At 63.4% G+C, this 19514-nt stretch carries 15 protein-coding genes, 1 tRNA gene and 1 other RNA gene; 5 read left to right on the forward strand and 12 right to left on the reverse strand.

Features of this window, described 5'->3' with window-relative positions; genetic code table 11:
* Window positions 1-37: 37 nt before the first annotated feature.
* The 4 genes from ABD687_RS15440 to ABD687_RS15455 form a co-directional block, all read right to left on the reverse strand.
* Window positions 38-3511, reverse strand: coding sequence for a DNA polymerase III subunit gamma and tau (locus tag ABD687_RS15440; RefSeq protein WP_310289853.1), 3474 nt, complete (start codon window positions 3509-3511; stop codon window positions 38-40).
* Window positions 3508-4428, reverse strand: a complete 921-nt coding sequence (gene gluQRS / locus ABD687_RS15445) for a tRNA glutamyl-Q(34) synthetase GluQRS (protein WP_310289850.1) — start codon at window positions 4426-4428, stop codon at window positions 3508-3510. Before gluQRS ends, ABD687_RS15440 begins: the two co-directional genes overlap by 4 nt.
* 60 nt (window positions 4429-4488) lie before the next feature.
* Window positions 4489-4585, reverse strand: an RNA gene (ffs, locus tag ABD687_RS15450) — signal recognition particle sRNA small type.
* 66 nt (window positions 4586-4651) lie between these two features.
* On the reverse strand, window positions 4652-5971 hold the full coding sequence (locus ABD687_RS15455) for an HNH endonuclease signature motif containing protein (protein WP_310289847.1): 1320 nt from the start codon (window positions 5969-5971) through the stop codon (window positions 4652-4654).
* Between the two features lie 426 nt (window positions 5972-6397).
* On the opposite strand from ABD687_RS15455, the gene ABD687_RS15460 reads away from it, so the two are divergent.
* Window positions 6398-6482, forward strand: a tRNA-Ser gene (locus tag ABD687_RS15460).
* A gap of 149 nt (window positions 6483-6631) precedes the next feature.
* Window positions 6632-7408 carry a response regulator transcription factor gene (locus ABD687_RS15465; protein WP_310289845.1) on the forward strand — a complete coding sequence of 259 codons (777 nt, stop codon included), beginning with the start codon at window positions 6632-6634 and terminating at the stop codon, window positions 7406-7408.
* Here ABD687_RS15465 and ABD687_RS15470 read toward each other — a convergent pair.
* The 3 genes from ABD687_RS15470 to ABD687_RS15480 form a co-directional block, all read right to left on the reverse strand.
* Window positions 7405-7803, reverse strand: a complete 399-nt coding sequence (locus ABD687_RS15470) for an Hpt domain-containing protein (RefSeq protein WP_310289842.1) — start codon at window positions 7801-7803, stop codon at window positions 7405-7407. The genes ABD687_RS15465 and ABD687_RS15470 overlap by 4 nt on opposite strands.
* 324 nt (window positions 7804-8127) lie before the next feature.
* Complete coding sequence (locus ABD687_RS15475; RefSeq protein WP_310289841.1) at window positions 8128-9897, reverse strand: sensor histidine kinase; 1770 nt, start codon at window positions 9895-9897, stop codon at window positions 8128-8130.
* Window positions 9898-10004: 107 nt separating this feature from the next.
* Window positions 10005-11030 carry an isopenicillin N synthase family dioxygenase gene (locus tag ABD687_RS15480; RefSeq protein ID WP_302263149.1) on the reverse strand — a complete coding sequence of 342 codons (1026 nt, stop codon included), beginning with the start codon at window positions 11028-11030 and terminating at the stop codon, window positions 10005-10007.
* Between the two features lie 180 nt (window positions 11031-11210).
* Here ABD687_RS15480 and ABD687_RS15485 point away from each other — a divergent pair, with 180 nt between their 5' ends.
* Together ABD687_RS15485 and ABD687_RS15490 are read left to right on the forward strand one after the other, a co-directional pair.
* Window positions 11211-11510 carry a type II toxin-antitoxin system VapB family antitoxin gene (locus tag ABD687_RS15485; protein WP_217388812.1) on the forward strand — a complete coding sequence of 100 codons (300 nt, stop codon included), beginning with the start codon at window positions 11211-11213 and terminating at the stop codon, window positions 11508-11510.
* A gap of 8 nt (window positions 11511-11518) precedes the next feature.
* Window positions 11519-12214 (forward strand): LytR C-terminal domain-containing protein, encoded by a 696-nt coding sequence (locus tag ABD687_RS15490; protein WP_310289837.1) that lies wholly within the window; start codon window positions 11519-11521, stop codon window positions 12212-12214.
* A gap of 3 nt (window positions 12215-12217) precedes the next feature.
* Here ABD687_RS15490 and ABD687_RS15495 read toward each other — a convergent pair whose 3' ends face one another.
* Both ABD687_RS15495 and ABD687_RS15500 read right to left on the reverse strand, forming a co-directional pair.
* Window positions 12218-12925 (reverse strand): DsbA family oxidoreductase, encoded by a 708-nt coding sequence (locus ABD687_RS15495; RefSeq protein ID WP_310289835.1) that lies wholly within the window; start codon window positions 12923-12925, stop codon window positions 12218-12220.
* Window positions 12926-13090: 165 nt separating this feature from the next.
* Complete coding sequence (locus ABD687_RS15500) at window positions 13091-14455, reverse strand: amino acid permease (protein WP_310293407.1); 1365 nt, start codon at window positions 14453-14455, stop codon at window positions 13091-13093.
* Window positions 14456-14797: 342 nt separating this feature from the next.
* On the opposite strand from ABD687_RS15500, the gene ABD687_RS15505 reads away from it, so the two are divergent.
* Entirely contained in the window at window positions 14798-15466 is a 669-nt protein-coding gene (locus tag ABD687_RS15505) for a YoaK family protein (RefSeq protein WP_310289833.1), read from the forward strand.
* Here the strand turns inward: ABD687_RS15505 and ABD687_RS15510 are convergent.
* The 3 genes from ABD687_RS15510 to aceB form a co-directional block, all read right to left on the reverse strand.
* Window positions 15463-16668: an MFS transporter gene (locus ABD687_RS15510; protein ID WP_310289831.1), complete on the reverse strand. Its 1206-nt coding sequence runs from the start codon at window positions 16666-16668 to the stop codon at window positions 15463-15465. The two genes, ABD687_RS15505 and ABD687_RS15510, sit on opposite strands and share 4 nt — an antisense overlap.
* A gap of 190 nt (window positions 16669-16858) precedes the next feature.
* On the reverse strand, window positions 16859-17503 hold the full coding sequence (locus tag ABD687_RS15515) for a hypothetical protein (RefSeq protein WP_302263144.1): 645 nt from the start codon (window positions 17501-17503) through the stop codon (window positions 16859-16861).
* Between the two features lie 271 nt (window positions 17504-17774).
* On the reverse strand, window positions 17775-19412 hold the full coding sequence (aceB, locus tag ABD687_RS15520) for a malate synthase A (protein ID WP_310289829.1): 1638 nt from the start codon (window positions 19410-19412) through the stop codon (window positions 17775-17777).
* Window positions 19413-19514 lie beyond the last annotated feature (102 nt).

Genomic DNA, 19514 nt, shown 5'->3' on the forward strand with positions numbered 1-19514 from the left:
GTGCCGGTTCCGGCCTTCCGGTCGGGGTCCGAACGGATCAGCGGGGCCGGTTGGGTCGCTCGATCACGTTGCCGGCGGCATCCCGTTCCTCAATGACACGGCCGTTGAGGATTCGCTCGATGGCGGGGACCCCGATCAGCGAGGAATCCTCGATGGCGATGTCGTCGTCACTGGGGACGAACTCCGTCTCATCCAATTCTACGGGTGCAACAGGTGCCGGGGGGCGTGTGTCTTCAACGGGTGCGGTGGGTCTCGGGCGTGCGAAGTCTGGGGCCTCGTCGGGGTTTCCCCATGCGCCTGCAGCCGGGTCCGTGGTGATGCGGGCGTGTGCGGGTGCCGGGGCGGAGTCGGCGATCCCCGCGGCGCGGTTCATCAGCCGCTGGTAGCGGCTGAGCTTTCCGCCGTTGGCGACCGGGGCGGAAGCTGCAGGTGCGCCGGGTTCCCCGGAAGAAGCGACCGAGGGAGCCGCAATCGGCATGCCCCAGGTTGCTGCCGATGCGCCTGGAGGAGGTGCAACCGGACGATCCGCATCGCCCAACGACGGCGCCGGGGCTACGTAGCCCTTGGGCGCGGCAGGGGCGGGGGCGGCCGGCCGCGAGGTTTCGCCGGCACCGTGTAAGGGTGCTGCAGTGTCGGTGTCGAGGGCAGGTTCCGCCGAGGCGGAGCCGAGGTCGGCTTCCCAATCGGGCACCGGAACGGAGGAGGCATCCCAGTCTCCGCCGCCATCGTCCCATGGTTCCGAGTCCCAGGTGGGTTCCGGTCCGAAGCCCGGATCCTCGTCGGACAACGGCGCAGACGGGGACGGCGCCGAGACCTGGACGGGTTGCTCGGTAGCGGAAACCGGGCGCACGGGCTCGGCGGCCAGCCGTGGGGCTTCCTGCTGGACAACCGGCCGGGGAGCAGCGGGCTGGGAGACAGGCGGCACTGCATCCTGCTCGGTCGCCGCAATCGGGGCGGTGCCGTGTCCGGGTTCGCCGGGAGCGGGCGCACTGGAGGGTGTCGGGGCGGTGTGCTGCTGTGGTGCGGATTCAGCTGGACCTTGGGTCACCGCCGGCTCGGGCCGGCGATCAACTTTTGGGCCAGAACCACCCGCCGGTGCGGACCCTCCCGCTGCGATGGCCAATTCAACGTTCACGCCGAGCACCCTGTTGACGCTCTGTCCCAGGATCGCGACGTTTTCCTGCCGCGCGGTGAACGCGGTCAGCGCGCCGGTGTGCGCAAAACTGACGGTCAACGTGCGACCGTCAAACCCGGTCACAGAGGCGTTGGGCGCCACCATCATCCAGACGAACTTCTTGTTGCTCTTGAGTTCTTCCAGGATGTCGGGCCATGCCCGGCGGAACATCTCAACCGATCCCGTGCCGCCGGAGGTTCCAGCCGGGGCCTGGCCTTGTTGCGGGCCCTGGCCTTGCTGTGGAGCGTGACGTTGTTGCTGGGGGGCGGGCTGCCGCTGGGGTGCAGGCGATTGCGGCGGCTGTTGCTGCTGCGGTTGCTGTGGTGCCTGGTGCTGTTGCGGCGCGTCGGAACGCTGGGCCTGGTGAACCTGCGATGGCGCATGCTGTTGCTGTTGCTGTTGCTGTTGCTGTTGCTGCGCGGCGCGTTGCTCGGCCGCTGCACGTTCCTGTGCCGCTCGTTCCTGGGCGGCGCGTTGTTCGGCTGCCGCCTTTTCCTGGGCAGCGCGTTGGGCCGCTGCCTGCTCCGCGGCGGCCCGATCCTTGGCTGCCTGCTCTTCCTTGACCTTCTTCGCGAAGTCGGCCATGGCCTGGTTCTGTTGGATCGGCGCGGGCTCCGCTGCCGGAGCGCTGGACTGGCCTTCACCCTCGGTCTCGGGGGCGCGGTCGGGCAGGATGCTGAATGGCGGGACGTTTGCCGGAGGTTGAACCGGGGTGCCCTGGACGGGCGACACCGGCTCGGTCACCGGGTTGGCGGGGGCGTCGGGAACGGGTCCCCACGTGCCGCCCCAATCGGGGGAGTGCCCGGTGGAATCCTCCATCGGGGGAGCTTCCTGGGTGGGAACCGACGGTGTTGGAGCCGCCGGTGCGGAAGCGGTTGCCGCTACAGGATCGGCCGGTGCCGGCGGCTGGGCCGATTCCGGTGCTGGCTCGGAAGCCGGTTGGACCGTCGGTTCCTGCGCCGCTGGAGGGGCAGAAACGGCTTCGGAAGCCGACGGCGCATCGGGTGCCCCGCCTTCCTTCTGGGCGCGGGCGGCACGCAGTGCCTCGCGGACCGCTGCAGCACCGGCGCCGGAGTTCTCGGCCTCGTAGCCGGAGGCTCCGGAAGACCCTGCCGAACCGTCGGCATGCGCGTAGGCTCCATCGCCGGACGGCGCCGGGGGAAGATCGTCGCCGGCGTACGCCAAACGGCGCTCGACCCGGTCCATGCGCGCATTGAAACCGCGCTCGGTGGCGTCGGATGCCGGAAGCAGCAAACGGGCGCAGAGCAGCTCGAGGTGCAGGCGCGGCGACGTCGCTCCCGTCATCTCGGTCAGCCCGGCGTTGGTGACATCGGCCCAGCGGCTGAGTTCGGCTTGGCCAAGTCCCGCTGCCTGGGCGTGCATGCGCTGGAGCTGGTCCTCGGGCAGGCCGCGGATGATCTGGGAGGCGTTTTCGGGCACCGCACGCACGATGATCAGGTCGCGGAAACGCTCGAGCAGGTCCTCGACGAATCTCCGCGGGTCGTGTCCGGTCTGCACCACTCGGTCGACGGCGCCAAACACCGTCGCGGCGTCGCCGGCGCCCAGGGCATCGACCACGTCGTCAAGCAGCGAAGCGTGGGTGTAGCCCAGCAGCGAAACCGCCAGCTCGTAGTCCAGCCCGCCCGGTCCGGCTCCGGCGATCAGCTGGTCCAGCACGGACAGCGAATCACGCACGGAACCGCCGCCGGCGCGAATGACCAGGGACAGCACACCTGGGGCAACCGTGACGCCTTCGGCGGTGCACAGGTACTCGAGGTACTTGATCAGCGGCTCGGGCGGCACCAGCCGGAAGGGGTAGTGGTGGGTGCGCGAGCGGATCGTGCCGATGACCTTGTCCGGCTCGGTCGTCGCGAAGATGAACTTGATGTGCTCCGGCGGTTCTTCGACAATCTTCAGCAGGGCATTGAAACCGGCCGAGGTGACCATGTGGGCCTCGTCGATGATGAAGATCTTGTAGCGATCGCGAACCGGGGCGAAGGTCGCACGTTCGCGCAGGTCGCGGGCGTCGTCGACGCCGCCGTGCGACGCCGCGTCGATCTCGATCACATCAAGGGAACCCGGACCGCCGCTGGCCAGTTCGATGCAGCTGGGGCAGGTGCCGCACGGGGTGGGCGTCGGGCCTTGGGCACAATTCAGGCAGCGGGCAAGGATGCGGGCGGACGTGGTCTTGCCACAGCCGCGCGGACCCGAGAAGAGATAGGCATGGTTGACCCGGTTTTTTTCCAGGGCTGTCATCAGCGGTGTGGTGACATGTTCCTGCCCGATCACGTCCGCAAAATTGTCTGGACGGTAGCGACGGTAAAGAGCTGTACTCACGAGGGCCACCCTATCGGTTTTCCGGTGCCGCGTGCATCCGGACTTGTTGTGAAGACCCATGGGTCGGTGGGCAGCGAGGCCGGCCTAAAGGCCGCCAGGGCCGCGTCGATCGACGACGTCGGGAGACCCAACGAGGCCAGGATCACCGCGCGGGCCGCATCGGCGTCGATTCCCTCGGCCGCCAATTGGGCCAGCGTGACCGCGCCGTCCCGTTTGGCAAGGCGCTTGCCTTCCGAATTCAGGGCCAGGGGGACATGGGCATAAGCGGGAATTCCGTAACCGAGCAGTTTTGCCAGGTATGCCTGCCGCGGAGCCGAAGAGAGCAGGTCGTCGCCGCGGACCACCTGGTCGATGCCCTGGATTCCGTCGTCGACCACCACCGCCAGGTTGTAGGCGGGAACCCCGTCGTTGCGCAGCACCACAAAGTCATCGACGACTCCGGTGTAGGCGCCGTGGAGTTCGTCGGTGACGGTGAAGGAACCCACCTCGGTGCGCAGCCGCAGTGCCGCCGGGCGCATTTCGCGCTTCGCGGCGCGTTCGGCCTCGGTGAGACCACGGCAGGTTCCCGGGTAGGTTCCCGGGGCGGCATGCGGGGCGCTGGGGGCGTCGGCGATGTCGCGCCGGGTGCAGAAACATTCATAGAGCAAGCCACGGTCCCGAAGGCCGTCAAGTGCGGCTGCATACAGGTTGGATCGCTCGCTTTGCCTCACGACCTCTCCGTCCCACGACAGACCCATGGCCGCAAGGTCGGAAAGTTGCTGGGCTTCGGCTCCGGCGCGTGCGCGGTCAAGATCTTCCACCCGCATGAGGAACTTTCGTTCGGTGGACCGGGCAAAGAGCCATGCCAGGATCGCCGTGCGCAGATTGCCCAGATGTAGATCCCCCGAGGGGCTGGGGGCGAAGCGTCCGGCACCCATCGACAACTCCCTTTCGACTCCCGGATTCGAGGTGAATGGGTCAACGATCCCCGGGCAAATAGTAAAGGCCCCTCATGCACCTGCCAGAGCCCATCTACCCTTGCTACCTTCCGGTCCTGGGGGAGTTCAACAGGATGACACCACATGAGGGGCCGACAAGTAGTCTACCCGAGGGAGGGCCTTGGCCCGAAATCCGCGATCCCCGGGCGCCCGCCGGGTCCGATCACGGCTCCGGTGAGTTGTCTGGAAACCCCGGGATGTCCTCGGTCTCATCCCAGCCCAGCAACTTCTTGCTCTGCGCGTCGATCGTGGTTCCGGGCAGCATCAGTTGGACAGGTGGAGGTTCGGGGCCCAGCGCTCGCGGGAAGAGCAGGCCGTCGGGCAGTTCCAGGTGTGTCACCCCGTGGGGAGTGCGCCATTGCAGTGACCCGTTGCCCAGATGGACCGCCTGCCAGCCCAGCACATGCTTGTAGATCTGGTGTCGCTTGCACAACAGCTGCGCGTTCTGCACCGAGGTCGTTCCGCCGGTTGCCCAATCGTCGATGTGGTCGAATTCCGAAGTCTCCGGCGCCCTGCGGCAGCCGGGAAAGCGGCAATGCTCGTCGCGGACGCGCAGGAAATCCCGCAACGCCTTCGAGGGCTTGTAGCGCTTGCGGCCCAAATCCAGGATTGAACCTGTCCAGGGGTCGGTGAGGATGGGTTTGAGTGATGGCGCGTTGGCGGCAAGGCGCAACGCGACCCCCAGGGGAATCGGGCCGTATCCCTCCAAGTTGGCGATGCCTCGTTCGGGGTTGGTCAGCAACTCCAGCGCGGGAATCGTCAGACCAACAAAGAGCGAGGGCTTCCTCTTGACTTGTCCGGGCCAGCCATCGAGCAGCGAATCCCGGAACACGTCGGCCCTCAGCTGGCCCAGGGGCCGCTCCTGTTCGCTTGAAAGCAGCAGGTTGGCGTGGGTGGTTACGGTGTTGAAAATGGACAAGACGTCCTCGGCCGGCAAGTAGGCCTGCAGAACCGCCATTCCGTCATCCTCGGGCCACCACATCAGCGAGCGCCCCATTTCGGCCCGGGTGCGGCGATCCGCGGCCGGTTGCGGATGCAGCCGTTCCCGTGCGCGCTTGATGCGCAGGGACATGGAGGCGTCGGAGGCAGTGGTCGCCGTCGGCAGTAGGCCCGCTTCAATTTGTTGGGCAGTTGCCCTCGGGATGCCGCGCGTCTGCTTAACGAGCGCGGCAGCAGTGCGTGAGGTGATGCTGCCGGTGTAGAGGGCGAAAAGGGAATGTTCGTGCACGTACCGTAGGCCCTCCGCCGTGGCCAGGCGGTTGAAGGTGGAGCGTTCGGATGTGCGGGTGACCATGGCGGCCTCGGCAACGAACGAGGAGCGATTCAGATCCTGGTCCGCCCGGGAAAGCGGGAAACCGTGCTCTTCGATCTCGCGCTTGTAGTCAAAAAGCGTGGGATTTTCCTCCGATAGAGGAGTGGGCATTCCGCGCTGCACCATCTCGCTGGTATCTGCCAGAAGCGTGGATTCCAGTCCGTCGAGCATGGCCCGGATCCTGCTGATCACACGGAGCTGTTCGAGCCCCTGCGCAGGGCTTCGAGGGTGCTGGGCAGATGTGAGCTTCGTAACGGCCGTCATAAGGGGGTTCCGCTCAAGAAAACCTTCCACGCATGCCGTCCAGGCACCGTCCAGTCCGGTGTAATAGCGTGACCCGGGCGGTGGCACGCCACCGCCCTCGGGCCCCGTATTGCCGTGGTGAGCCGCGAACTTTCCCATAATCCAGTACAGCCCCGATGCGTCATGCCAGGGCGGCGGCCTTGGCTGCCTGTGGCTCAGGAGCACCCACGGCCAAGGCCTGTGGGGGAAGGTGCGCCAGGGCGCTGGAACGGGCGCATGGCGAGGTTGAACATGCCTCGATTAGTTGTCGTCGAAAATGTCCGCTATGCTGGAACCTGCTCTTTGGAGCAAGCTGGAGGATTCGCCTAGCGGCCTATGGCGCACGCCTGGAACGCGTGTTGGGTTCACGCCCTCGGGGGTTCAAATCCCCCATCCTCCGCGGATACGGAATCGGTCTTGACTTGAGAAATCTGGTCAAGGCCGATTTCGTTTAAACCACCTTTCAGTCGGAAAATCGTTAGACTAACGAACATGCCCTTGGCGAACCACTGGAATCGCCGATTGGACCCAGCTGGAGAGGTAACCGTCGTGACTAGAGCCCGTACCGCAGTGGTCGTTGAAGATGATGCAGACATACGGGGTTTGCTCGAGGTTGTCCTGCAGCAATCCGGGTTTGACGTGCACTCCACTGACTCCGGAGTTTCCGGCGTGGAAATGGTTGGTTTTCACGAGCCCGATCTGGTGACCTTGGATATCGGGTTGCCTGACATCGACGGATTTGAAACCGCACGCCGCATTCGCATGATCTCGGATGCGCACATCCTCATGTTGACCGCCAGGGCCGATGAGATTGACACGGTCCTGGGGCTTGAATCCGGTGCCGACGAATATGTCACTAAACCATTTCGTCCCCGTGAGCTTCGCGCCAGGGTCGATGCGATCATGCGCCGCCGCACCGCACACCAGGCGACCCATCAAGATACGGGACCTGTCGAAATGCCGTCAGGCGAAGGTGTGGGCCCCGAGGCCGACTCGGAACTTGTGCGCACCCTCAACGGGCTGGTGATGAACGTTTCGACGTATTCGGTCCAGGTTGACGGTGAAAACTTAAGTGTCACCCCGACGGAGTTCACTCTTCTTGATTTGCTCTTGGGTGCCAAGGGCCACATTCGCACCAAGGCCGATCTGGTCAGGCGACTTCGCAACGAGGACTCCGACGCCGGGACCTTCGTTTCGGCGGCGGATGAGCGGTCGGTGGAAGTGCATGTGGGAAACCTGCGTCGCAAGCTGGGCGATTCCGTCCACGAGCCGCGCTGGATCGAAACAGTGCGCGGCGTGGGGTACCGAGCTGTGATCGGGCGCTAGGCGGACCGGCGGTACATATCCAAGGCATGCTCGGGGAAGCCTGGCTTGGTCAACTCGGCCAAGATGGCATTGCCGGCTCCCTCGATGCGGCCCACGAGAGAGCCCTGCAGAGCTTGGTTGTCCGTACGGAAGGCCGCCTGTAGCTGGACTGCCAGCGTGGCCAGGTCGTGCGCACCGACCATGGTCGCCGCCGATTTCAGGGATAGCGCCGAATCCTCGCCGGCGGCTCGGTCATTGTCCGCGATCGCCTTATTCAATCGACCGATTCGTGTGGGCCACAGCGACCTGAACTGGGAGATGAACTCGTTGACCGACTCCGGGCCGAGCTCGGCGCACAGTTTTCCCAGGGTCTGCGCGCACACGACGGCGTCCGGGGAAATTGGCTGCAACTCCATGTTCCCTATCATGATGGGTGAAGCTCACGATCCGACCCCAAATATGCTCAAGGCAACCTCAAGGTATGCCCCTGAATCTTGAGCATACTGTGCGTCAAAATTGTTGCCGATTGAGAGGAAACTTGATGTCGACAAGGAATAGTCCTTGGTAGGCGGTGGTTTGGTCCACCAGTTTCCACCGACAACGGGGAAGTTATCGAGTCCCCGGATACCAGGACAGGGTTCTTCACTCGCTTCATGGGGGCGTGAGTGGACATGACGAACCAGACAAAGTGTGGGTTTCCGGCGCGTCGAGAACCCACACTTTGGCGTTAATGCACCGGATCAGTGGCGCGATTCCGGATGCATCGTCGGGAATCCTATCCTGCGGGTCGAGGATGCCGAATTGCCGTCCGCATCCTTGCGAGGCAGCACGACTGTCATCGTTGTGCCCTTCCCCAGCTCGCTCTCTGCCGAGATCCGCCCGCCATGGGCCATGACAAGCTCATTGCTGATCGCTAGCCCGAGTCCCACCCCCGGAAGCCCGGAGCGCCGTGCCTCGTCGGTGCGGAAGAACCGGGTGAAGAGTTTCTTCAAGTCCTCGGCGGCCATGCCACGTCCGGTGTCGGCAACCCGCAGCGAAATTTCCTTGCTGTTGCAGTTCATGTCAACGGTAACCGTTCCTCCTGCCCCGGAATATTTGATGGCGTTGGAGACGAGGTTGTCCACCACCTGGCCCAATCGCAGCGCATCGCCCAGCACGGGCTCATGGCAAAGATTCCCTTCGACCAGTTCGAGGCCTTCCGCCGCGGCGCGCGGGCGCATGGATTCGATTTGTCCGTGGATCACCGCACCGAGGTCAATGGTGCTGATATTGACCTGGTGCTGGCCAGCTGCCGCGGTAAGCAGGTCGTTGACCATGTGCAGCATACGCTCGGAATTTCGGGAAAGGACATCAACGGATTGCCGCTGGTCGTCGGTGAGCCGATGATCGTCCTCGAGCAATTCCAGGTAGCCGAGGATGGAGGTCAACGGGGTTCGCAGTTCATGGCTCACGTTGGCGAGGAAGCGGTCCCGGGTCTTTGAAGCCTCGATGAGCGGGGTGATGTTCTTGAACATGGTCACCGCGCCGTCGTACTCTCCGTCTTCGTTAAAGAAGGAACGGGCCGAGGTCGAGAGGTACATGGCGTCGTTTAGCGGGCCAAGGGCAAAGAGCTCGTCAGTGAATTCCTCCTGGCGGATGGAACGAATGACGGGACGGTCCTTGGGGTCCAAGAGTTCCGGTACGGGCTCGTAGGCGCTGGACACGGCGCGCACCAAAAGCTGCGACTCGTCGGGGTCGGGATTGCCAGGCGGGGTGGCGTGCCGATGCTGGAAGCGCTGGACATCGTTCATGAACAGGTCGTGGCCGTCGCGGTCAACTACGACAACGCCGACGTTGGCGGCATTGAGTACCGCATTGAGCAGTCGGGTCTGACGCCGGCTCGTGGCCAGGGTGGCGCGCAATTGCCGTTCCGCCAGCGCGGAGTTGTGTTCGACAATGACGGTGGTGGTGGCCAGCGCGAGGATGGTCAGCGGGATCAACATCGGCTTGGCCATGGTTTCCAGGGAGAAGGGGGTGCCCGAGTTCCACAATTGCAGCAAGGTCGTCGTCAGCGGAACCAGGAACGAGAGCATGAGCGTCAAACGCGGGACAAATCCCGACCAAGCAAACCAGAAGATCGGGAAGGCAATCAGCAGGGACACCCCGTTGAGCCACGGGTAGGCGCCAGTTGCCATCAAGGCTGCCGAGACCAGTCCCAGCGCCGGAATGGCCAGATAGGTCGGTTCCGGACCGATGGACTTCCACGGGATGGTCCACGCCAAGACGCTGTTAAGCAGCGTCAGCAGCACACCCGCAACAAAGTGCCCATCCCCGAAGATCTCCGTCGGAGAAGTGATGAGCGCCAAGAAGCAAGCGGTGACCACTGCAATGAGCATGGGGGCCTGCGACCACCCGACCTTGCGGCGCACGGGCAGCTGGGAAAACGGCACGCCCTTGGTGATGATCCGGGGGAATAACGACGACAGCCAAATGCCTCCATGGCGCTGGCGGCCCGTTCGTGCGGCGCTCATGGACATAGCTTAGTGACTGATTGCCTGATCAGCACCGATATGACGACGGGGCTGGGTGAATTCGGACCGATTCGGACCAACTTCACCCTGCCCCGTCGGCGCTTGCGCTACTTCACCAGGTGGGGGTAATGCGCCTTGGCCGTTTGCGGGTGGGCGCGGAGCCAACCCTTGAGAACGTTGGCGCCATAGGAAGCCAACATGGGGTTGTGCGGATCGTCGGAGACTCCGCGGGCATCGGCGGCAAGCTTCTCCGGGAGCGGCACGGTGCTGATGACCGAATCCAGGCGCGGCGAGTAGAAGAAGGGGACCGAGTAGCGGTCCACACCGGCCGGCGGGGCGATGACACGGTGAATCGTGGCCATCAGGTAGCCGTTGGTGGCGACCTCGAGCATTTCTCCGATGTTGACCACGAGGGCGCCTTCGATTGGCTCCACGGAGATCCATTCGTCCTGGCCGTAGGGCTTTACTTCCAGACCTCCGACCGCATCCTGCAGCAGCAGGGTGATGAAACCATAGTCGGCGTGCGCGCCAACGCCCTGGGTGCCCGCCTCGGGAACGATGTCGCCACTGACGTAGTGCACCAGCTTGCCCATCCACGCGGGACTCTCGGCGAACGGCTCGTCGAAGTACTCCTCCGGCAATCCCAGGCCCACGGCCAGGGCCGAGAGCAGTTCGGCACCCACCTTGTTCATCAGCTGCGCCCAGTCCATGGCGGCCGATTCAAGTTGCGGGAAATTCTCCGGCCACTGGTTCGGCCCCTGCAGGTTCAGGTAGGGCGCGTCGGACGGGACATCGGAAAGGACCTCGCGTTCGGGTCCGTAGTCAATCTGTTCGCGCGAGTCTGCACGCCCACGGGTGATTTCGGCCCCAAGCCGGGTGTAACCGCGGAACTGTGCCGAGGTGCGATTGTCCAGCTTTAGCTTCTGCTCAACGGGCAGGGCGAAGAAGTCGGCCAGGGTCTTGAGCAAGTTCTGCGTCGTTCCCGGACCGGCTCCAAAGCCGGTGATCTGGAAGAAGCCCACGCGGTGGGCTGCATCGCGCAAAGCCGTAATGAAGTCTTCATCAAAAGTGCCATCGGCGCGACGTGCGGTAGACATGTCAAGGACCGGAACGGTGGTGAGAACTGTACTCATGGTTCAAGAATGCACCCGGGAGACCGGTTTGTGACAGCGGAAGTTACTTCACGTTCCGTACTGTGAATCCATGAGTCGTAGCCCTTGACGCGGACCCCGAAGTCGCGTAGCCGAAGGACGACTCGCACAAAAATCTGCCAATCGCCCCAATAGGCGTCAGAAGTTTCCTAAGCTGGTCAAGTGATCTTCAAATCTGTCGGCGATTCGCGCCCATACCCGGAACACGGCTACGTGACCCCCAAGGACTGGGCCTCCGTCGCACCCATGCAGGTTCGCTTGGATGAGCTGGTGACCACCAAGAGCACCCTGGACCTAGCCGCGCTGCTCGCCGAGGACTCCACGTTCTTCGGCGACTTGTTCCCGCACGTCGTGCAATGGAAAGGTACCCGCTATCTGGAAGACGGGTTGCACCGGGCAGTCCGCACCGCCCTGCACCAGCGTTCGATACTGCACGCCCGCGTGCTCGTGCTGGAAGACTAGGCAACAGATTGGCACGCAACACGGATCCGAATGATTGGCACGGCCACCACATCATCTCCGAGGACGAGCTGGGAAGCCCCCAGTTCACCACCGATAGCCGGATCAAGCGCCGCCGACACATCCGCCACGGCGTCATCTTGGTGCTTGTGGTCCTGCTGCTTGCCGCCGCCCTGGTCCTGGCCTACATGGTCAATACGCGCACCCTGGTCATCGATGCGCTCGAACCCAAACCGGCAGCCGAGGCTCCCGCATCAGTGAACGAAGCATGCCCCACCAAGCAGTTCAGCTACGTCGACCCTGCCAAGATGAAGGTCAACGTGCTGAACGCAACCCAGATCTACGGCCTGGCAGGGGCCACCGCGACCAAGTTGAAGAAGCGCGGATTCACTGTGGGGGAGGTGGGGAACGCCCAGCTGTCCAACGTCCAGGTCGTCGGTGCGGTGAGGTCCGGGCCCGATGGTTATGCCGAGGCCATGACGGTACAGCGGCACATCAAGGGCCTGACCTATGTCTACGACGCGAAGCGTCCCGGGAAAACCGTGGACGTGGTCATCGGTACCAAGTACAAGGACCTGGTCAGGGAGAAATCCGTCAACAAGAAGGCCGGCAAGCTTGGTTGCACGCCGCCGAAACCGAAGGCCGATGCAAAAAAGTCGACGGCCCCGGCCAAGCCGGAACCGTCGACACAGAGCAAGGGCGACTAGCCCCTAGTTGCAGCCCTCGGGCCCGCAAACCGCGCCGTCTTGCCCCGTGGTACCGATCATCTGCAGGTTCTCGCCGCCGATTTCTTTCCAGACCTGGCTCAGTGCCTGCTCAAAGACCTCCGAGGGCTGGGCACCGGAGATGCCGTATTTGTTGTCCAGGACGAAGAACGGCACGCCGCTGACGCCCAGCTCGCGGGCACGTACGCCGTCGGCCCGCACCGCATCGGAATACTTGTCGCTTGCGAGCACCTCGGCGGTTTCCGCCGGGTCCAGGCCAACGGAGTCGGCGAGGCCCTGCAGAGCTTCATTGCTGCCGGTATCCACACCTTGCTCGAAGTGCGCAGAGAGCAGTGCTTCCTTCATTTCGTTGCCGAGGCCGCGTTCCTTGGCCAGCGCCAGCAAGCGCAGCGCGGTGAACGAGTTGGCGACGTGCAGGGCATCGAAATCGTACTTCAGGCCCTCGCCGGCGGCCTGGGTGGTGACGTGCTCGAGCATTCCGGCCACCTGCTCGGCGGGCATGCCCTTGGCCTGGGTGAGGTAGTCCAGTTCGCTTCCCTCAAAGTGGTCGGGCAACGAGGGGTCCAACTGGAACGCATGCCACTTTACGTCGACCTTCTCGCCAAAGGGGAGGGCCGCCAAGGCGGTTTCGAAGCGGCGCTTGCCAATGAAGCACCACGGGCAGGCAATGTCGGAAAAAATGTCAACGCTCAAGCGGGTTTCAGTCATACCTTGGGCAACAGCGGGTCCAGGGCGCATATTCCCCGCACGCTGCGGGTGCCGGCGTGATCTTTCCGGCAACGGTACGCGGAAAGCCGAGCCGCTGTGCAAGCGGCTCGGCTTCGTGACGATGGGAAAGTTGGGGGTTGGGAGGACTTGCTAGAGCGAATCGACCGGCACGTATTCGCGCCCGGTCTCGTCGACCAGCTCGGCGCGCTCGTGCCCCTTGCCGCGGACCCAGACCTTGTAGGCAACAAACAAGAGCACGATCCACACCAGGCCGACCACTATGGCAACCCGGGTTGCGGGGATGACGCCCAGCAGCACGATTACAAAGCCCATGAAGGCAAGAGCCGCATAGGATGCAGCAGGCCACCAAGGCGAAGGGAACTCGGACGCCGGGAGGTTCTCCCGCGCAATGGTTCGCTTCATGGAGATGTGCGAGAGCAGGATCATGACCCACACGAAGACCGTGGCGAACGTGGCGATGGAGGCAATGATCAGGAACAGCGACTCGGGCAACACCGCGTTGAGCACCACGCCGGCCAGAAGCACGATGCCCATGGTCAGGACCGTCATCCACGGCACCCCGTTGCGGGAGATCTTGGCGAAGGAAGCCGGGGCATGGCCCTGTTGGGCCAGCCCGAACATCATCCGTCCGGCGCCGAAGATGTCGGAGTTGATCGCGGAGATCGCGGCGGTGATGACCACGGCGTTGAGGATGTGTGCGGCCGCGGGGATGCCCAGGTTGTCGAAGATCTGCACGAACGGGCTGCCCTCGGAACCGATCTGGTTCCACGGGTAGATCATCATCAGGATGCCCAGGGTGCAAACGTAGAACAGCAGGATGCGCACCGGCACGGTGTTGATCGCCTTGGGCACCACTGACTTGGGGTTCTCGGCCTCACCGGCGGTGATGCCGATGGTCTCGATGCCGCCAAAGGCAAACATCACGATCGAGAATGAGGCCAGCAGGCCCCAGAATCCGTTGGGGAAGAACCCTCCGGCGGCCAACAGCGTGCCCATGCCCGGGTTTGCCTCGGCGGGCAGGCCGAAGCCGAAGAGCACGATCAGGACGCCGCCGGCAATCATGGCGATGATGGCAGAGACCTTGATCAGCGAAAGCCAGAACTCCGTCTCGCCGAAGACCTTGACCTTCATCATGTTTAACGCGGCAATGAAGAAGACCACGGCCAGGATCCAGATCCAGCGTGGGACATCCGGGAACCAGAAGCCCATGTAGATGCCGAAGGCAGTGACGTCGGCAATGGCCACGATGGCCATCTCGAAGGCAAACGTCCAGCCCGTGATGAATCCGGCGAACGGGCCAAGGTACTTGGAAGCGTACTGGCCGAACGAACCGGAGACGGGGTGGCGTACCGCCATCTCGCCTAGCGCACGCATCACCATGAAGACGGCCGCGCCGCCGATCATGTAGGCCAGCAGGACCGCCGGTCCGGCGGCCTGGATGGCGGATGCGGAACCGTAGAACAGACCGGTTCCGATGGCCGAACCGAGGGCCATGAACCGGACGTGGCGGACATTGAGTCCGCGGGCAAGCGCCTGGGCAAATTGGGGCACGAAAACAAACCTTTGGTAGGAAAGGGGACATTCAATGGTAAGTCGATGGCCCAGATCCACCATGATCCCGTGGCACGGATCACCTGAGGTGCGGAGCCGGTTTTGGGCGCCGTGAAGGGATACCCGGGGCATCGCCCGCGTGGGACCGAACGGTGCACTGCGGTTGGATCACTAGACTGGGCAGGAGCCCGATACCGTTGTGGATGCCGGCCGGTACCAACGACCGTGACGGGGCCGCAGGGCGGAGCGCTGCTTCGGGTCTGGGACGGATGAAGGAGAAAACACGTGGCGCGGTCGTTGGGTTGGCGGGGGATCGCGTATGCCAGTGGACTAACTGCAATTGCAGGTTTCGTCGATGGCGTGGCGTTCATTCACTTTGGCGGATACTTTGTCTCGTTCATGAGCGGGAACTCGACCCGTTCAAGTGCGGGACTGGCAGAAGGCAACTTTTTGGAGTGGGCGCTGGCCATCGGGCTGGTGCTCGGCTTCGTGCTGGGCGTGGCCGCGGCGACCCTGGCCAGCCAGGTTCCCTCGGTCCACAGGCGCGGAGCCGTGCTCTCGGTGTCCTCGGCATTCTTGTCGGCTTCGGCATTCACCACCCTGGGGTCGGCTGGTGGGGTCTTGACCGCCGTCTTGATGGCCATGTCCATGGGGGCAATCAACGCGACCTATACGCGCCGCGGCGAAGTAAGCGTGGGATTGACGTACATGACCGGTGCCCTGGTGAAGATGGGGCAGCATCTTGCCGCGTCACTGATCGGCGGTCCCAGGTGGGCGTGGCTTCCGTACGGCGCCCTATGGGCCATGATCACGCTCGGATCCTTTGTCGGTGCCTTCCTGTACCTGCACGTAGGCCTCCAGATCCTCTGGGGCGCAGCGCTGGCGCTAGTGGCCTGGACTGCGGTGGCCTTCGTGCGCGACAGCCCTGGCATGGGCTTCGGGCACCGAACCTAGGCTCCCTGCATCCCGCGGGCGTGGCGTCCATGCACCTGGAAGTACAGGGCGATGCCCAGGACCGAGAGCACGGTGAGCATCCCGAACATGCCCGTGTATCCCAGATGGGGGATCAGCAGTCCGAGGGCCACCGGCCCGAAGCCGATCCCGACATCAAGCATCAGGAAGAATGTCGAAGTGGCCACGCCAAGTTCCGCGGGTGGCACCGCTGAAACGGCAATGGCCTGCGCGCAGGGCATCAATGCGCCGAAGCCGAAACCCGTGAGGGCGGCAGCGGAAGCCACCGTCAGGATGCTCGGGTCGAACGCGAGTGCCGCCATGCCCAGCGCAAACACCAGTAGCAGGGGATACATGATGGCGTTGTCGCCCCGCCGGTCTTGGATGCGCCCGGCAAATAGCCGGGAGATCAGCACGGTGACGGCATAGACAATGAAGAACCAACTGGCGGCTTCCGCCATGGACTTGGAAATCAGGAACGGTGCCAGGAAGGAAATGATGCCCGAGTAGGCGATGCCGCAGATCAGGATCACCAGCGAAATGGGCAGTGCCGCGGGGCTGATGATGGACCGGATAAAGCTGCCGCGCCGGGCGTGTGCATGGGGTTTTTGGGCTGGCCTCGGCGGTTCGGGCATGCGGACGAGCAACGTGAAGAGCAGGGCCGCGGTCGAGAATGCGGTACAAAACACGAAGACGGCCGTGTAGTTGCCGTTGCCTGAAAGCAGGACCGCCAGGAAAGGGCCGACAGCGGTGGAAAGGGTGGTGGAAAGGCCGAAGTAGCCTGTGCCCTCGCTGCGTCGCGCTGGCGGAATGATCGACTGGACGGCCGTGGCGATGGCGGTGTTGCCCATGCCGAACGCAACCCCGTGGACTAGACGCACGATCAGCAAGAGAAACAGCGTGCTGCTGAAGATATAGAACACGGAGGCAAGGGCAAAGAGGCCCAGTGAGAGTATGGCGAGCCGCTTCCGCCCCATGGTCCGGAGCAATTTTCCGGCGAAGAGCCGGGCGATGACCGAGCCGATAACAAATACGCTCGAGGCCAACCCTGCGGCGCTGTCGGAGGCCTGGAACCTGTCCACCGCGTAGAGCGCCATGGAGGTCATCAATAGGTAGAAGACCATGGAAATGAAGAGGTTTGCGACGCCGGCGAGCAGGAAATCCCGGGTGAAAAGCTTCGTGGGGGGAATATGTGGCTGGCTCACCGCGCTCCTTCTTGGGTTTTTCCGCATTCGGCCCGGAGGAGGAGCCATGTCCCATTATTGACCTTGATTAGAGCCAGCTTCGGCATTTATAGGTGCCCAAGGTGGTGTCATTGGCGACAGCCCCGGGAGACGTTGACCGCTTTTGGTGTCGGGGCGTTGGCGGTTTCCGGATTCTCCAGGGTATTTGGGGCTATCGGCCCAAATGCCACGAATAGGATGCATCATCCCAGTTCATGGTGGCGGTAAAGACATATCCGCTTTCGGTCTTGTCTTTGTTCGTTTCATTGACAGCAATGCACTCGAACGTTGTCGTGAGGCTGGTGAGGTCGTCAAGAGACCCGCCGCCAGTGGGCGTGCAGCTGACGCGTTTGATGGGGCCAGTCAGACTGCCCTTTTTGACACGGGCCTTGGAGTCTTTCTCGATGCTGGATTCAAGTTCTGCCACATAGACCTGGCGGATTGCACGTTCTGTGTCTTCGGACGCGGCAGCTGCGGAAGCCTCCGCAGCTGCCGCTGCTTGGGCGGCCGCAAAAGCCGCGGATGAACTGGCAGCTGCGGATGACGAGGCGGCTACTTGTGAAGCCAACGCGTCTTCGGCCACCTGTTTGGCAGCCGCCTGTTGAAATACATAGATGATGCCTACAACCAAAAGTGCGACCGCGACCGCTGCGATTATGAGCACCATCATTTTTTGCGATCTAGGATTCTTCTTTTCGAAGGGCTTCCCGCAATTGGGACAGAAATTTCCAGCAGATGTGGACTGGACGCTGCAATCTTGGCAAACGCGAGTCAGGGTGGACCCGTCAACTGAATTATCTGCTTCGTGATCGTCCAATTGGATCTCCTGATTTGCTTTGCGAGTGCGTGTATTGGTCGATCCTGGGATCCCCCAATGCACATCAGCCCAGCACCCATAGTCAGTTCGGGAAATGTGTATGCCAATGAATCCCAAAAGGTGGATTGTACGAATAAAAAACGATCGTCCCCGCCTGGGGCAGTTCTGCCGGTGGGGACGATCGAAGGTTATGAAGTTGTTTCTTGGTGGCGGGATCCAAGGGGTGGTCGCGTCGTTGCGCTTGCCCCCTGACCCCGCCACCGAAGACTGTTTACGCGGCGGCCGTTTCCAGGGACTTTGCCTCTCGCAGGAAGCGGTTGTACGCCTGGACGGTGAGGAAGGTCGGGAAGTCCTCTCGCAGGGCACAGGCCTCGAAGATCTCACGGGCATCCTCGAAACGGTCGCCTTCGAAGCGGGAGAGCTTCTCGAATTCCTCCTCGGTCATGGCCTCGACCCAGGCGCGGGAAACCAATTCACCGGTGTCGGTGATGGCTGCCTGCTGGATCCACTGCCAGATCTGCGAACGCGAGATCTCTGCGGTTGCAGCATCCTCCATGAGGTTGTGGATGGCAACGGCACCATTGCCGCGCAGCCAGGCCTCCATGTAACGGATGCCCACCTCGATGTTGTTGCGGATGCCGCCCTCGGTGATCTTGCCTTCGGTGCCCGCGATGTTCAGCAGCTCCTTGTCATCCGGGGTGACGTCCTCGCGGGTCCGCTCACGCTGGTTGGGGTTCTGGCCCAGGACCGCGTCGAAGACCTCTCGGGCCACCGGAACCAGGTCCGGGTGGGCAACCCAGGAACCGTCGAAGCCGTCGTTGGCCTCGCGGGTCTTGTCTGCACGGACCTTCTCGAAGGCCATGGCGTTGATGGCCTGATCCTTGCGGTTGGGGATGAAGGCAGCCATGCCGCCGATGGCCATGGCACCGCGGCGGTGGCAGGCACGCACCAGCTGCTCGGTGTAGGAGCGCATGAACGGCGCCGTCATGGTCACCATGCCGCGATCCGGGAGCACAAAGCGCGGGCCGCGGGAACGGAAGTTCTTGATGATGGAGAAGATGTAATCCCAGCGGCCAGCGTTCAGCCCGGAGGCGTGCTCGCGCAGTTCGTAGAGGATCTCTTCCATTTCAAAGGCGGCCGTGATGGTTTCGATGAGGACGGTGGCGCGGATGGTGCCCTGCGGGATGCCAATCAGGTCCTGTGCCAGCACGAAGACGTCGTTCCAGAGGCGTGCCTCCAGGTGGTTCTCGATCTTCGGCAGGTAGAAGTACGGGCCCCTGCCCTGGGAGATCAGGCGCTGCGCATTGTGGAAGAAATGCAGTCCGAAGTCGACCAACGCACCGGAAACGGGCTTGCCGGCAACCAGGAGGTTCTTCTCCGGCAGGTGCCAGCCGCGGGGGCGGACCACGATGGTGGGCAGGTCGGTGAGCTTCTCGCCGGCCAGCTTGTATTCCTTGCCCTCGGGGGAGGTGAAATCGATGGTGCGGTCCAGCACCGCGCGCAGGTTCAGCTGCCCGTTGATGACGTTGGACCAGGTGGGGGTCGAGGAATCCTCGAGGTCCGCCAGCCAGACCTTGGCGCCGGAGTTCAGGGCGTTGATGGCCATCTTGCGGTCGGTGGGGCCGGTGATTTCCACGCGGCGGTCCTCCAGGCCTGGGGCGATGGGGGCGACCTTCCACGACTCGTCGTCGCGGATCGACTTGGTCTCGGGGCGGAACTTCGGGTCCGAACCGTTGGCGATCCGGGCGCGGTTCAGCTGGCGGGTCTGCATGAGTTCTGCACGGCGACCGTCAAATGCCTTGTGGAGCTGGGCCAAGAAGTCCAGCGCTTGGGGCGTGAGGATCTCTTCCTGCCGGCGGACTGGGGCAGCGACCAAAGTAATACCGTTCAGGGTGATTGGATCGTTCATGGCTGTGACTCCTTCTTGAATCAAATGCTTGTGGGTGGTGGTGTGCCTGGATGCTGGTGCTCCGAGGCGGGTGCCCCGGCGGGGCCGACCGTGTCAGGTCGA

Origin of the sequence: Paeniglutamicibacter sulfureus, assembly GCF_039535115.1 — a bacterium.
GTDB lineage: Bacteria > Actinomycetota > Actinomycetes > Actinomycetales > Micrococcaceae > Paeniglutamicibacter > Paeniglutamicibacter sulfureus.